The organism is Pseudomonas sp. s4, assembly GCF_046764235.1.
GTDB lineage: Bacteria > Pseudomonadota > Gammaproteobacteria > Pseudomonadales > Pseudomonadaceae > Aquipseudomonas > Aquipseudomonas asiatica.
Genome location: NZ_CP177209.1, coordinates 337,272 through 351,999, shown reverse-complemented (window position 1 = coordinate 351,999; position 14,728 = coordinate 337,272). Strand labels below are relative to the sequence as shown.

The 14,728-nt window shown below is 64.1% G+C and carries 13 protein-coding genes; 8 read left to right on the top strand and 5 right to left on the bottom strand.

Annotated features, from left to right (window positions below; translation table 11 throughout):
- Positions 1–192: 192 nt before the first annotated feature.
- A complete protein-coding gene (locus ACK56M_RS01620; protein ID WP_015268618.1) occupies positions 193–2,271 on the top strand; it encodes a TonB-dependent receptor in 2,079 nt (692 codons plus the stop codon).
- 131 nt (positions 2,272–2,402) lie between these two features.
- On the opposite strand, the gene ACK56M_RS01615 is transcribed toward ACK56M_RS01620, so the two are convergent.
- Both ACK56M_RS01615 and aguA read right to left on the bottom strand, forming a co-directional pair.
- Positions 2,403–2,600, bottom strand: coding sequence for a hypothetical protein (locus ACK56M_RS01615; RefSeq protein WP_080563721.1), 198 nt, complete (start codon positions 2,598–2,600; stop codon positions 2,403–2,405).
- 186 nt (positions 2,601–2,786) lie between these two features.
- Positions 2,787–3,893 (bottom strand): agmatine deiminase, encoded by a 1,107-nt coding sequence (gene aguA, locus ACK56M_RS01610; RefSeq protein ID WP_054573395.1) that lies wholly within the window; start codon positions 3,891–3,893, stop codon positions 2,787–2,789.
- A gap of 279 nt (positions 3,894–4,172) precedes the next feature.
- On the opposite strand from aguA, the gene rfbC reads away from it, so the two are divergent.
- Genes rfbC through ACK56M_RS01590 form a run of 4 tightly spaced genes read left to right on the top strand, consistent with a single transcriptional unit; the run spans position 4,173 to position 8,433 of the window.
- Positions 4,173–4,718 (top strand): dTDP-4-dehydrorhamnose 3,5-epimerase, encoded by a 546-nt coding sequence (gene rfbC / locus ACK56M_RS01605; RefSeq protein ID WP_015268616.1) that lies wholly within the window; start codon positions 4,173–4,175, stop codon positions 4,716–4,718.
- Between the two features lie 42 nt (positions 4,719–4,760).
- A complete protein-coding gene (locus ACK56M_RS01600) occupies positions 4,761–6,575 on the top strand; it encodes a sensor histidine kinase (protein ID WP_054573394.1) in 1,815 nt (604 codons plus the stop codon).
- Positions 6,572–7,978, top strand: coding sequence for a sigma-54-dependent transcriptional regulator (locus tag ACK56M_RS01595; RefSeq protein WP_015268614.1), 1,407 nt, complete (start codon positions 6,572–6,574; stop codon positions 7,976–7,978). Before ACK56M_RS01600 ends, ACK56M_RS01595 begins: the two co-directional genes overlap by 4 nt.
- Positions 7,978–8,433 carry a YiiD C-terminal domain-containing protein gene (locus tag ACK56M_RS01590; protein ID WP_015268613.1) on the top strand — a complete coding sequence of 152 codons (456 nt, stop codon included), beginning with the start codon at positions 7,978–7,980 and terminating at the stop codon, positions 8,431–8,433. The genes ACK56M_RS01595 and ACK56M_RS01590 overlap by 1 nt, the downstream gene beginning before the upstream one ends.
- A 213-nt stretch (positions 8,434–8,646) precedes the next feature.
- Here the strand turns inward: ACK56M_RS01590 and cysQ are convergent, their stop codons facing one another.
- Both cysQ and nudE read right to left on the bottom strand, forming a co-directional pair.
- A complete protein-coding gene (gene cysQ / locus ACK56M_RS01585) occupies positions 8,647–9,465 on the bottom strand; it encodes a 3'(2'),5'-bisphosphate nucleotidase CysQ (protein WP_054573393.1) in 819 nt (272 codons plus the stop codon).
- Positions 9,462–10,028 carry an ADP compounds hydrolase NudE gene (nudE, locus tag ACK56M_RS01580; protein ID WP_015268611.1) on the bottom strand — a complete coding sequence of 189 codons (567 nt, stop codon included), beginning with the start codon at positions 10,026–10,028 and terminating at the stop codon, positions 9,462–9,464. Before nudE ends, cysQ begins: the two co-directional genes overlap by 4 nt.
- 64 nt (positions 10,029–10,092) lie before the next feature.
- On the opposite strand from nudE, the gene yrfG reads away from it, so the two are divergent.
- Positions 10,093–10,755 carry a GMP/IMP nucleotidase gene (yrfG, locus tag ACK56M_RS01575; RefSeq protein ID WP_054573392.1) on the top strand — a complete coding sequence of 221 codons (663 nt, stop codon included), beginning with the start codon at positions 10,093–10,095 and terminating at the stop codon, positions 10,753–10,755.
- Between the two features lie 112 nt (positions 10,756–10,867).
- Here yrfG and lysM read toward each other — a convergent pair whose 3' ends face one another.
- Positions 10,868–11,308 (bottom strand): peptidoglycan-binding protein LysM, encoded by a 441-nt coding sequence (gene lysM, locus ACK56M_RS01570; RefSeq protein WP_054573391.1) that lies wholly within the window; start codon positions 11,306–11,308, stop codon positions 10,868–10,870.
- Between the two features lie 185 nt (positions 11,309–11,493).
- On the opposite strand from lysM, the gene fdhD reads away from it, so the two are divergent.
- Positions 11,494–12,324: a formate dehydrogenase accessory sulfurtransferase FdhD gene (fdhD, locus tag ACK56M_RS01565; protein WP_015268609.1), complete on the top strand. Its 831-nt coding sequence runs from the start codon at positions 11,494–11,496 to the stop codon at positions 12,322–12,324.
- Positions 12,325–12,329: 5 nt separating this feature from the next.
- A complete protein-coding gene (locus ACK56M_RS01560) occupies positions 12,330–14,675 on the top strand; it encodes an FdhF/YdeP family oxidoreductase (RefSeq protein ID WP_015268608.1) in 2,346 nt (781 codons plus the stop codon).
- Positions 14,676–14,728: the final 53 nt, after the last annotated feature.

Sequence of the window (14,728 nt, the reverse complement as noted above, 5' to 3'; positions counted from 1 at the left end):
TTGATCGAATGGACAATTTCCTGCGAGGGCTTTCGCAGCACAAGGCTGCTCCTACAGGGAAACGCGGCGCGGTGGAGACCGTAACAAACTGACACAGATGTAATGACAAGCCTTTACAAATACTCAAGCAATAGCAAATAACAAGCATTACCATCCGCATCTCTTTTTCACCTGCTCGATCCGGATGTGCCCATGCTTGTACCCTGCCGTCTTTCACCCCTGACGCTTGGCCTGTCGCTGCTGTTCGGCGCCAGCCTGGCCAGTGCCGCCACCACCACCCTGCCGGAACTGTCGGTAACCGCCGACAGTGAGCGCGAAGAGGACAACCCGCGAGTCAAGGAGGTAAGCACCGCGACCCGCACCTCGACGCCGGTACGCTATGTGCCGCAGGCCATCGACACGGTAAAGACCGTCAACGTGCTGGATTACGGCAGCAACACCCTGGGCAAGGCGCTGGAAGGCATCCCCAACGTCAGCAGCGGTGCCGACACCCGCTTCGACAGCGTGCGCATCCGCGGCTTCGAAGCCAGCAACGACTTCTACCTGGACGGCATTCGCGACGACAGCCAGTACATCCGCGACCTGCATAACATCGAGCGGGTCGAAGTGCTCAAGGGGCCGGCAGCGGTGCTTTATGGCCGTGGCAGCCAGGGCGGTATCGTCAACCGGGTGAGCAAGGCGCCGGAGCACGGCCGCCGTTCGAGCATCGAGGCGCAGGCAGGCAGCGAAGACCTGCGCAGCCTGTATGCCGACCTCAGTGCCGACCCCAGCGACACCGTCAGCCTGCGCCTGAACATGGGCAACCAGGACAACAACAGCTTCCGCGACGGCATCGACGGCAACCGCCAGCTGTTCGCCCCGTCGATCAGCTGGCAGGTCACCCCCGACCTGAACTGGCTGGTGCAATACGAATACAGCCGCTACAACCGCACCCCGGACCGAGGCATCCCCGGGGTCAACGGCCGCCCGGCCGATGTCGGCCGCAGCACCACTTATGGCGACACACAGCGCGACTATATCGACGACCGCGCCCAGTCGCTGCGCTCGCGCCTGAACTATCAGCTGAACGAAACCTGGCAGTTGCGCCATACCCTTGGCCTGTTCAAGCTCGACAGTGAGTTCGACAACACCTACGTCACGGGCTACGACGCCAGCACCGACACCTTGACCCGCCAGCGCTGGCAGCAGGACCTGAACACCAGAAACCTGTTCAACACCCTGGAGGCCGAGGGCGACTTCGACACCTTGGGCCTGGAGCACAAGCTGTTGCTGGGCCTGGAGTTCGGCAACCAGAAGCGCGACCCGGTGCTGTACAAAGCGGTCGACCAGAAACTCCAGGGCCTGGGCAAGCCCGGCCGCAACCAGCAGCTCAATGGCCCAATGACGTTGTTTAGTGACAACCATACCGTGGTCGATAGCCGCGGCCTTTATCTGCAAGACCAGATCCGCCTGAACGATCAGTGGCAGGTTCTTGCCGGTGTACGCTTCGACCAGTTCGACGTGCAGACCACCAACAAGGATGGCGTGCGCGAAACACAGGACAGCAACAGCACCAGCCCACGCTTGGGTGTGGTCTATACACCGTGGCGCGACCATTCGTTCTACGCCTCGTGGAGCAAGACCTTCTCGCCGGTTGGCGGCGGGCTGATCGGCATCACCCCAGGCGCAAAAGGCAACGGTAACGACGCCAAGCCGGAAGAAACCCGTCAGAAGGAAATCGGCGTGAAGAGCGACTGGCTCGACCAGCGCCTGACCACCACCCTGGCCATCTACGAGCTGGAGCTGTACAACCGCCGCACCCGCGACCCGCTTGTCCCGGAAAACATCTTGCTCAGCGGCATGCAGCGTTCGCGCGGTATCGAGCTGACCGCCACCGGCAACATCGTTGGCAACTGGTACGTGCGCGGTGGCATCGGCCTGCAGGACGCGACCATCGTCAAGGACAACAACGGCCAGGAAGGCAACCGTATCAATGACGTGGCCAAGCGCAACGGCAGCCTGTTCGTGACCTGGAAACCGGAACTGGGCTGGTACGCCGAAACCGGCCTGACGTTGGTAGGCGAGCGTTATGCGGACAACCAGAACACCACGGTGCTGCCGGGGTATGGCCGCTGGGATGCACTGGCGGGGTACCGCACGCATGACTGGGATGTGCGGGCGGCGCTGAGCAATATCGCCGACAAGACCTATTACAGCTCGGCAACCAGTGCGGCGCAGATCCAGGTGGGTGACCCGCGTAGCCTGGTGGTGACTGGCAGCTACAGATTCTGATCTTTATTGCCTGTGCCGGCCCCTTCGCGGCTAAAGCCCTCCCACAGGGACCCCACATGTATCGAGCCCAGTGGGGTACCTGTGGGAGCGGCTTTAGCCGCGAAGGGGCCAGCACAGGTTGAAGCAATCGATCAGTGCCACACCGCCATCAGCGCCTGCATTTCTGCTTCGCTGATCAGCCCTTGGGGGTATCGTCCGGCAAGCAGACGTCGTGGGTCGGTCGTCCTGACCCTGATGCTTCCATGGTGTTTCAACCACTTCGCCACAAGTCTGAGCGATTGGTGATTCACTGCCGATGGGCGCAAAGCCGACTCACTTGCTGCATTCATTTCTACACGTACTCCCTGGCCCGTGAGCGGCTAATCTACGTAAGGATTGTTACAGATTCGAGAGCTCAGCATGGCCGAGCTATCTGTCTGAAAAACAATACAAAACATATGCCAGTACAGGCCTGCGGACGGCCCCTGGAAACAAAAAAGCCCGTCATGTGACGGGCCTCTTCATTCACCGTGCGCTCAACGCTTGAACGGCGCCGGCTGCTGCTGTGTCAGGCAGTGGATGTTGCCACCGCCCAACAGCAGCTCACGACCAGGGATCATCACCACCTCGTGGTCGGGGAAAATCTTCGCCAGGATCGCTCTGGCCTCGGCATCTGCCGGGTCGTCGAAGCTAGGCGCAATGATGCCGCCGTTGACGATCAGGAAGTTCACGTACGAGCCGGCCAGGCGCACCGATGGGTCACGCTCCTGGCTGCCTGCCACCTGATCGACCCCGGCGCACTCTTCGGCAGTAGCGAACAGCGGGCCCGGGATCGGCATTTTGTGCACGATGAACTCGCGGCCCTTGGCATCGCGGGTGTTCTTCAGCACCTCCATGGCGGCATGGCAGCGTGCATAGTTGGGGTCGTTGGAATCATCGGTCCAGGCCAGTAACACTTCGCCCGGGCGCACGTAACAGCAGAAGTTGTCGACATGGCCATCGGTCTCGTCGTTGTACAGGCCATCCGGCAACCAGACCACGGTGTCCACCGCCAGATGATCGCGCAGCACCGCTTCGATCTGCTCGCGGTTCAGGTGCGGGTTGCGGTTGCGATTGAGCAGGCATTCTTCGGTAGTAATCACCGTGCCTTCGCCGTCCACGTGGATCGAGCCGCCCTCGAGCACGAAGCCTTCGGTGTGGTAGCGCTGGCAGCGCTCCATTTCCAGGACCTTGGCCGCCAGCTCCTCGTCACGGTTCCACGGTGCGTACAGGCCGCCGTCGAAGCCGCCCCAGGCATTGAAGCCCCAGTCCACACCACGCACTTCACCCTGGTCGTTGATGACGAAGGTCGGACCGGTGTCACGCACCCAGGCATCGTCATTGCTGATCTCGACCACGCGAATGTTCGGCTGGTCGAGCTGGCGGCGGGCATTCTCGTACTGGCCAGCGGAAACCGCGACGGTTACCGGCTCGAAGCGGGCAATGGCCTTGGCCAGGGTCACATGGGCAGCCTGCGCCGGCTTGCCGCCCAGGCGCCAGTTGTCCGGGCGCTCCGGCCAGACCATCCACACCTGGGTTTGCGGGGCCCACTCGGCGGGCATGTGGAAACCATCGGCACGGGGAGTGGAGTTGAGGGTTTTCATGATTGACCTCTGTGATGGCCCTGAGCCGGACTGTGCTGGGGCGTTTGTCAATTTATAACCGATATATATCGATATTTGAAGCCCGATAATCGGGAAAATCATGAGCGATCAAGGAAATTAAATCGATAAGAATCGATACAACCCCAACCTTGGCCGAGGAGCGAAACGGCACGACATCTACCATAGCCAGCCCTTGTGAATGCCGTTGAAGCCCGAGGCGGAAAAAACGGCCAGACCGGCTAGGGTCAATACATGAGCAGAACGGGCCAGCGAACCGCCATGAACATCATCCCTACCGCGATCCCTGAAGTACTGATCATCGAGCCGAAGGTTTTCGGTGACAGCCGTGGTTTTTTCTTCGAGGCATTCAACGCCCGCGAGTTCGCCCGGCAAACCGGCGTGAAGGCCGAGTTCGTCCAGGACAACCACTCGCGCTCCATCAAGGGTGTGCTGCGTGGCCTGCACTACCAGGTGGAAAACACCCAAGGCAAGCTGGTGCGCGTGGTGCAGGGGGAAATCCGTGATATTGCCGTGGACGTGCGCAAGAGCTCGCCAACCTTCGGCCAATGGGTCGCGGTGCAGCTGTCGGCCGACAATCATCGCCAGTTATGGATTCCACCAGGCTTTGCCCACGGCTTTGCGGTGATGAGCGAGTCGGCCGAGTTCCTCTACAAGACCACCGACTACTACAACCCGGGTGCCGACCGCTGCATCCGCTGGGATGACCCGACGCTGGCCATCGACTGGGGGCTGCAGCAGCCACCGGTGCTGTCGGACAAGGACAAGCTCGGCCTGCCGCTGGCAGAGGCGGAACTGCTACCTTAACTAGCGCATAATTGCGGCAGACTTTTCTGGCGCATTTACGTGATGATTGCAAAACCCACGCCCCCACGCCGTCCCCGCTGGCGCAGCCTGGCCCTGTTGGCCGTGTGCCTGGTCCCGTTATTGTGGCCCCTGCATCACCTGGCCGAACGTTACTACCAGGAAGAACTGGCCTCGCAGAACCGCCAGACCCTCGACCTGTATGTCGCCAACCTGCTCGGTACCCTGCACCGCTATGAAACCCTGCCGCAGATACTCGGCGACCTGCCGGCGCTGCGCGGGGTGCTGGCCGACCCGTTCCGCCTGGAAGCGGTGACCAATGCCAACCGCCTGCTCAAGGACATCGTCCAGCAGACCGGCGCCGAGGTGATGTACCTGATGGACGTCAGCGGCAACACCCTGGCCGCCTCCAACTGGGACAAGCGTGACAGCTTCGTCGGCCGCAACTTCGCCTTCCGCCCGTATTTCAACGAAGCCATGGCCGGCCGCCTGGGGCGCTTCTTTGGCCAGGGCACCACATCGGCCAAGCGCGGTTACTTCTTCGCCGCCGCCGTGCGAGACCGTGAACGCATCGTTGGCGTACTGGTGGTCAAGGTCGACCTCGACCACACCGAAACCTTGTGGGGCCGCACCCCCGAGCAGCTGTTGCTGACCGACCACAATGGCGTGGTCATCCTGACCTCGCGGCCCGACTGGCGCTTCCGCGCGACCCGTGCGCTGACCGAGGCCGAGCGCCAGGCCATCATCGCCATCCAGCCCTACCCGACCCAAGCCCCGCAACCGCTGGTACTCAACCCGGACGCCTGGATCAGCCAGACCCGCGACATCAAGGAAACCGGTTGGCAGGTCAGCATCCTCGCTCCGCGCATGCTGGTCGACCGTTCGGTGCAAACCGTCATGGCCATCGGCGCTGGCACCCTGCTGGTGCTGATACTGCTGGCTGGCCTGGTGATGCAGCGGCGCCGTCACTACATCGACCGCATCGACTTCGAGGCACGCGGCCGCCAGGAACTGGAAAAACGCGTGGCCGAGCGCACCGCCGACCTTGAAGGCCTGAACACCCGGCTCAAGAGCGCCGTACTGGAGCGTGAGAACGCCCAACAGGAGGCCGTGCGCGCCCAGGACGAACTGGTACAGGCCGGCAAGCTGTCGGTGCTCGGCACCATGTCGGCCAGCATCAGTCACGAACTCAACCAGCCGCTGGCCGCCATCCGCAGCTACGCGGAAAACGCCGAGATCCTGCTCGACCACCAGCGAACCGAAGAAGCCCGCGGCAACCTCAAGCTGATTGGCGAGCTGACCGGGCGCATGGCCTCGATCATCGCCCACCTGCGCGCCTTCGCCCGCCGTGACCGCCATGCCCCGGAGAGCGTGGCCCTGCAGCCGGCCCTGGACGACGCCCTGGCGCTGCTGGCCAAGCGCCGCCGGGCAATGGCCGTGGAACTGATCCGCGACCTGCCGGAAGCCACCTTGTGGGTACAGGCCGGCGAGACCCGCCTGCGCCAGGTGCTCGGCAACCTGCTGGCCAATGCCCTCGACGCCCTGACCGAAAAAGCCAACCCGCGCCGCCTGTGGCTAAGTGCCGAACAGCGCGATGACTGCGTCTACCTGTACATTCGCGACAACGGCCCCGGCTTCAGCCGCCAGGCCCTGGAGCACGCCAAGGAGCCGTTCTTCACCACCAAGACCCGCACCCAGGGCCTGGGCCTGGGCCTGGCCATCTGCGAAAGCCTGATGCGTGCCCTGGGCGGTGAACTGCTGCTGGCCAACCACCCGGAAGGTGGCGCACTACTGACCCTGCAGCTGCGTGTGGCCGCGCCTGGCGCTACTTTGCCCAATTCGGAGGACCCCTCGGCATGACCACCGAGACACTGATCGACAGCCGAGCCCAGGTCATCCTGGTCGATGATGACCCGCACTTGCGCCAGGCCCTGAGCCAGACCCTGGACCTGGCCGGGCTCAAGGTGGTCGCCCTGGCCGACGCCCAGGGCCTGGCCGAACGCATCGAGGCCGACTGGCCCGGGGTGGTGGTCAGCGACATCCGCATGCCGGGTATCGATGGCCTGCAGCTGCTGGAACAACTGCACGGCCGTGACAACGAGCTGCCGGTATTGCTGATCACCGGCCACGGTGATGTGCCGCTGGCGGTGCAGGCAATGCGCGCCGGGGCTTATGACTTCCTGGAAAAACCCTTTGCCAGCGACGCCCTGCTGGACAGCGTGCGCCGCGCCCTGGCCCTGCGCCGCCTGGTGCTGGACAACCGCAGCTTGCGCCTGGCCCTGAGCGACCGTCAGCAATTGGCCACCCGCCTGGTGGGCCAGTCGCCGTCCATGCAGCGCCTGCGCGAGCAGATCGGCGCCCTGGCCGGCACCCGCGCCGATGTGCTGATCCTGGGTGAGACCGGTGCCGGCAAAGAGGTGGTGGCCCGCGCCCTGCACGACCTGTCCAGCCGCCGCGACGGGCCGTTCGTGGCGATCAATGCCGGCGCACTGGCCGAGTCGGTGGTCGAAAGCGAGCTGTTCGGCCATGAGCCCGGGGCGTTCACCGGCGCGCAGAAACGCCGCATCGGCAAGTTCGAGTTCGCCAACGGCGGCACACTGTTCCTCGACGAAATCGAGAGCATGAGCCTGGATGTGCAGGTGAAACTGCTGCGCATGCTTCAGGAACGGGTGGTCGAGCGCTTGGGTGGCAACCAGCTGATCCCGCTGGACATCCGCATCATCGCCGCGACCAAGGAGGACCTGCGCCAGTCCGCTGACCAAGGGCGGTTCCGCGCCGATTTGTATTACCGCCTGAACGTGGCGCCGCTGCGTATTCCACCGCTGCGCGAACGCGGCGATGACATCCTGGTGCTTTTCCAGCACTTCGCCGACGCCGCCAGCGAGCGCCATGGTCTGCCGCCACACGCCCTGCAGCCGGCCCAGCGCGCCATGCTGCTGCGTCACGACTGGCCCGGTAACGTACGCGAGCTGCAGAACGCCGCCGAGCGTTTCGCCCTTGGCCTGGAACTGGCTCTGGACGGTCAGGCGCCGCCGGCGGCAATGCCTTCGGTACCGATGCCGAGCGGCAACCTCAGCGAACAGGTCGAGCAGTTCGAGCGCTCGCTGATCGCTGCCGAACTGGCCCAGCCACACAGCTCCATGCGCAGCCTGGCCGAGGCGCTGGGCATCCCCCGCAAAACCTTGCACGACAAGCTGCGCAAGCATGGCTTGAGCTTTGATGGCGGTAGCGGCGGACATGACGATCAAGAGGACAACCGTTAATGAACACCGATAGCCAGTACCTGCAGACCGTCCTGCACGGCGACATCCCCCTGACCCGCGAGATGGGCCTGGAAGTGCTCGATTGGCAGCAGCACACCCTGCGCCTGCAATTGCCGCTGGCGGCCAACGTCAACCACAAGAGCACCATGTTCGGCGGCAGCCTGTACTGCGCCGCGGTGCTGGTGGGTTGGGGCTGGCTGCACCTGCGCCTGCGCGAGTCGGGTATCGATGACGGGCATATCGTCATCCAGGAAGGGCAGATCAGTTATCCGCTGCCGGTTACCGGGGCGGCGGTGGCGCGCTGTGCGCCGCCGGATGAGAAGACCTGGGAGCGGTTCCTGACCATGTACCAGCGGCGCGGGCGGGCACGGTTGACGCTGGAGACCACGGTGAGCAATGCCGGTAGTGACGAGCCTGCTGTTACCTTCAGCGGCCAATACGTGCTGCACCGCTGACCGCGGGCAAGTACTGATGCCAGTCAGTTAGTGCTGTTGGGTCTGCTGCGCAGCCCATCGCCGGCAAGCCAGCTCCCACAGGTGCAGCGCCATGCTGAAGGTCTGCGCAGTACTTGTGGGAGCTGGCTTGCCGGCGATGGGCCGCAAAGCGGCCCCGGCGATATAGGCGGCGAAGCTGAAGTCCTGAGCTCCAACAGAGTGTGATGATACCCGTCAGATCAGGCTCAGGAAGGCTTCGCGCCAAGCAGCATTTGCCGGCAACGCCAGGAAATGCGGGTTGAGCAACAACTCACGCGCCGGGTACCGGAACGGCAAGCCGTCCAACCCGATTACCTGGCCACCGGCCCCTTCCACCACGCCCTGCGCCGCCGCGGTATCCCACTGCGAGGTCGGTGCCAGGCGGGGATAGCAATCAGCGCTACCCTCGGCCAACAGGCAGAATTTCAACGAACTGCCGATATTGGCCAGCTCCAGTTCACCCACCGCCGCCCCCAACCCGGCCAACAGCGCTTCCTGTTCCGGGCTGGAATGGCGACGGCTGGCAACCACGGTGAAACGCCCACCTGCCGGCGGCGCGTCGCGAACCTGGATCGGCTGCGGAGCCTCACCCGCTTCCGCACGCCAGGCGCCCAACCCACGCCCACCGAAGTAGCAGCGCCCGTTGGTCGGCATGGATACCACGCCGAACACCACCTCGCCGTTTTCGACCAGGGCGATGTTGACCGTGAACTCCTCGCTGCCGGCGATGAATTCCTTGGTGCCGTCCAGCGGGTCGACCAGCCACCAGCGGCTCCAACCCTGACGCTCGGCCAGCGGAATGTTGCAATCCTCTTCAGACAGCACCGGGATCTGCGGCGCCAGCGCCAGCAGGCCATCGGCAATCACCCGGTGCGCCGCCAGGTCGGCGGCGGTGACCGGCGAATCGTCGGCCTTGTTGGTCACGGCCACATCGGCGCGCCAGAACGGCAAGATCGCTTCGCCCGCCGCAAGGGCCAGCTTGACCACTTCGTGCATCAATTGCAGGTCGTTCATGCTTCCAGCAGCCCCCGCTGAATCAGTAGGTCACGCGCCAGATACAACGCCGCCAAGGCACGCCCCTCGGTGAACTGTGGGTGCATGGCCAGGGCCGAGAGTTCGCGCAGGTTAACCTTGTCGACCCGCATCGGCTCCGGCTCATCGCCCTCCAGGCGCTCCTCGTACAGGTCGCTGGCCAGCACCACCTGGATCTTCTGGCTCATGTAGCCCGGCGACAGCGACAGCTCGGTCAGGTGCTCCAGCTGGCGCGCGCCAAAACCGGCCTCTTCCTTGAGCTCCCGGTCGGCTGCCGCCAGCACGTCCTCGCCCGGCTCGATCAGGCCTTTGGGCAACGACAGCTCGTATTCGTCGGTGCCGCCGCAGTATTCCTCTACCAGCACCGCGTGCTCGGCATCGAGCATGGCCACGATCATCACCGCGCCGTAACCATTACCCCGGCCCACCAGGCGCTCGTAGGTACGCTCGTTGCCATTGCTGAAGCGCAATTGCACGGCTTCGACGCGAAACAGGCGGCTGCTGGCGACGATTTCGCGGCTGAGGACGGTGGGTTTCTGGCGCATGGGGCGGCTCCTTGGCGTGAACGGGTTACTATACCGTGGCTTGCCGACTGATCGAGAGTTTCCCATGCCTGTTCTTCCCTGGTCCGCCATCGATACCGTCCTGCTGGACATGGATGGCACCCTGCTCGACCTGCATTACGACAACCGCTTCTGGCTGGACCACCTGCCCCAGCGCTATGCCGAGCTGCACGGGGTGAGCCGTGCCATGGCGGAAATGGAACTGCAGCCGCTGTTCGAACGCAATGCCGGCACGCTTAACTGGTATTGCCTGGACTTCTGGAGCCGCGAATTGCGGCTGCCGATCCGTGAGCTGAAACAGGAAATCGCCGACCTGATCGCCCTGCGCCCGGATGCCGATACTTTCCTTGCCGCGATCCGCGACGCGGGCAAGCGCGTGGTGATGATCACCAATGCGCACCGGGATTCGCTGTCACTGAAGCTGGAGCGGGTGGAGCTGGCGCCGTACTTCGAACGGCTGATCAGCTCGCATGACTACGGCTACCCGAAGGAAAGCCCGCAGTTCTGGGACGCGTTGCAGGCGGACATCGGCTTTGAACCGGAGCGCTGCCTTTTTATCGATGACACCCTGGCGATTCTGCGCAGTGCGCGACGGTTTGGCGTGGGGCATCTGCTGGCGGTGCGCCAGCCGGATAGCCAGGCAGGGCCGCGGGATACCGAGGAGTTTGCGGCGGTGGAGGATTACCGGGAATTATTGGTAGGCCTGTGAGGGCCCTTTCGCCGGCAAGCCAGCTCCCACATGTACCTCGCAGGCCCTCAGGCCTGTGGTAATCCTGTGGGAGCTGGCTTGCCGGCGATAGGGCCGGTACAGGCTGCAGAGATCAGTCAGGAATACGCAACACCTGCCCCGGATAGATCTTGTCCGGGTGCTTGAGCATCGGTTTATTGGCCTCGAAGATCTTCTGGTACTTGTTGGGGTCGCCATACACCTTCTTCGAAATGGCGCTCAACGTATCACCCTTTTCCACCGTCACGAACCGCGCGGCCTTGGCCACCGGTCCGGTCACGGTGATCTGGTCATCCACACTGGCAACGCCTGCGACGTTACCCGCCGCCAGGATGATCTTCTCCTTCTCCTCCTGGCTGGCCACCTCACCCTTGAGGATGATCGTGTCTCCCTCTACAGTGGCCGTGATATTCGGGTTGCCCAGGCCGACACTTTCCACGTGTTTCTTCAGTTGCTCTTCGGCATTGGCATTGCCGGGGGTCAGCAGGTCGATCAACTTCTCGCCCGCTTCCTTGACGAAACTGAACAAGCTCATAACGCTCTCCTTGTTGACGAAACCTCGGACACAGCAGTCTAGGCCAGCTTTTCCCCTGGCGCCCCATGCGACCAATCGACGCGGTCTATCAAGGCATAGACCCTAGCGATTAGACGCCGCCAGCCCGCACGCCTAGGCTTGTGCTATCTGAAAGTTGCCGATAGCCCGATGAACAGTCAGCTCCGATGAACAGCAAGCCTCCGGTCTGCGCGGCCTCATCGCCCTTGACCATGCCCGCCGCCAGCAACACCTACGATTACGTCCAGCTCAACGATGCCAGACGCGACAGCACGCCCCTGGCCGAAGAAGTGGCCCTGGCCATTGCCTACAACGGCCTGAACCAGGCGGTGATGCTGGTCAGCCCCACCGACCTGGAAGACTTCGCCGTCGGCTTCAGTGTCGGCAGCGGCATAGTCGAAGGCACAACGGAAATCTACGACCTGAAACTCTCCGGCAGCGGCTCGGCAATGTACGCCGACCTGGAGATTTCCAGCCGTGCGTTCTGGAACCTGAAAAACCAACGCCGCCAGTTGGCCGGCACCAGTGGTTGCGGCCTGTGCGGGGTCGAAGCGCTGGAGCAGGCACTGCCAGAGCTGGCCAAGCTGCCTGGCGCACCTTTGCCACCCGCGCAATGGTTGGTCGGCCTGCGTGAGCGCATCGATGCCTTCCAGCCCCTCGGCCAACACTGCGGCGCGGTGCATGCGGCGCTGTTCATGGACCGCCACGGCGAACTGCTGCTCGGCCGCGAAGACATCGGCCGGCACAACGCCCTCGACAAGCTGATCGGCGCCTTGCTGCGCCAAGACATCGACAGCCAGGGTGGCCTGGCCATCGTCACCAGCCGCTGCAGCCTGGAGCTGATCCAGAAGGTGCTGCGGGCCGGTATCCAGACCCTGGTCAGCCTGTCGGCGCCCACCGGCCTTGCCCTGCAATGGGCGCGCAAGCACAACCTCAACCTTATCCATCTGCCCAAGCACAGCGCACCGCGGGTCTACAGCCCAGCGGCGGAGTCGTAACAGTCGTGACCTCGTACCAACACCTCCCGGACAACGCCCCAGCCTCTCCACCTCGTTACAAGCCCTACCACGGCCCCGCCGGTGGCTGGGGCGCGCTGCGCAGCGTGGCCAAGGCCTGGGTTGGCAGCGATAACGCGCTGAAGAACATTCGCGCGCTGCTCAAGACCAACCAGAACGGCGGCTTCGATTGCCCCGGCTGTGCCTGGGGCGACTCGCCGGAAAGCGGCATGGTCAAGTTCTGCGAGAACGGTGCCAAGGCAGTGAACTGGGAGGCGACCAAGCGCCGCGTCGATGCCGCCTTTTTCGCCCGCTACAGCGTCACTTCGCTGCTGCAGCAGAGCGACTACTGGCTGGAGTACCAGGGGCGCCTGACCGAGCCGATGGTCTATGACGCGTCCAGCGACCGCTACCGGCCGATCAGCTGGGAAGCCGCCTTCACCCTGATCGCTCGCGAGTTGAACAAGCTGGCCAGCCCTGACCAGGCCGAGTTCTACACTTCGGGGCGCGCCAGCAACGAAGCAGCGTACCTGTACCAGCTGTTCGTGCGGGCCTACGGCACCAACAACTTCCCCGACTGCTCGAACATGTGCCACGAGGCCAGCGGCGTGGCCCTGGGGCAAAGCGTCGGGGTCGGCAAGGGCACCGTCACCTTCGACGACTTCGAGCACGCCGACGCGATTTTCGTCTGGGGCCAGAACCCCGGTACCAACCACCCGCGCATGCTCGACCCGCTGCGCGATGCGGTAAAGCGCGGTGCCCAGGTGGTGTGCATCAACCCGCTCAAGGAGCGTGGCCTGGAGCGCTTCCAGCACCCGCAGAACCCGCTGGAGATGCTGACCAACAGCGACCGGCCGACCAACACCGCATTCTTCCGCCCGGCCTTGGGCGGCGACATGGCGCTGCTGCGCGGCATGGCCAAGTTCGTCCTGCAATGGGAACGCGAAGCCCAGGCCAACGGCGAACCGGCAGTCTTCGACCACGCCTTCATCGCCGAACATGGCCATGGCGTCGACGACTACCTGGCGGTAGTGGATGCCACCCCGTGGGAGCACATCCAGACCCAGTCCGGCCTGGCGCTGGCCGACATCGAACTGGCCGCGCGCATGTACTGCCGTGGCAAGCGGGTGATCATGTGCTGGGCGATGGGCATTACCCAGCACCGCCACTCGGTGCCGACCATCCAGGAAATCGTCAACCTGCAGATGCTGCGCGGCAATATCGGCGTGCCAGGCGCAGGACTGTGCCCGGTGCGTGGCCACAGCAACGTGCAGGGTGACCGCACCATGGGCATCAACGAGCGCCCGCCGGTGGCCCTGCTGGACGCCATCGAGCAGCGCTTCGGCTTCCCCGTGCCCCGGCACAACGGCCACAACACCGTCGAGGCGATCCATGCCATGCTCGACGGCCGGGCCAAGGTATTCATCGGCCTGGGCGGCAACTTCGCCCAGGCAACGCCGGACACCGAGCGCACCGCCCAGGCACTGCGCAACTGCGAGCTGACCGTGCACATCAGCACCAAGCTCAACCGCAGCCACCTGGTGCACGGCAAGCAGGCACTGATCCTGCCGTGCCTGGGGCGCACTGACATCGACCTGCAGGCAGAAGGGCCACAGGCGGTAACGGTAGAGGACTCGTTCAGCATGGTCCACGCCTCCAATGGCCAGCTGAAGCCGCTGTCAACGCAGATGCGCTCGGAGCCGGCGGTCATCGCCGGTATCGCCGCCGCCACCCTGGGCAAGAAGCCCGTGGACTGGCACTGGCTGGTGGCTGACTACGACCGTATCCGCGAGCTGATCGGCGACACCATCGCCGGCTTCAGCGGCTTCAACCAGCGCCTGCGCGAGCCGGGCGGTTTCTACCTGGGCAACAGCGCCGCCAGCCGCGAATGGAATACCAGCACCGGCCGCGCGAACTTCAAGGCCAACCTGCTGCCCGACACGCTGCTCGACGAGCGTGTACGGGCCAGCGGCCAGGTGCCAGACCTGATCATGCAGTCAATGCGCTCGCACGATCAGTACAACACCACCATCTACGGCCTGGACGACCGCTACCGTGGCGTGCGTGGCCAGCGCGAGGTGCTGTTCGCCAACGAAGCCGACATCATCCGCCTGGGCTTCCAGCCGGGGCAGCAGGTCGACATCGTGTCGTTGTGGGGGGATGAGCATGTGCGCCGTGTGCACGGCTTCACCCTGCTGGCCTTCGACATCCCGGCCGGGCAGGCGGCGGCGTACTACCCGGAGGTGAACCCGCTGGTGCCGCTGGAGAGCATTGGCGATGGCAGCCATACGCCGACGTCGAAGTTCATTGCCATCAAACTGGAGCGGGCGCGGGACGACGGGCGCATCCTGTAGGAACGGTGTTGGCCTCTTCGCGGGTAAACCCGCTCCCACAGAGGCAACTCAAG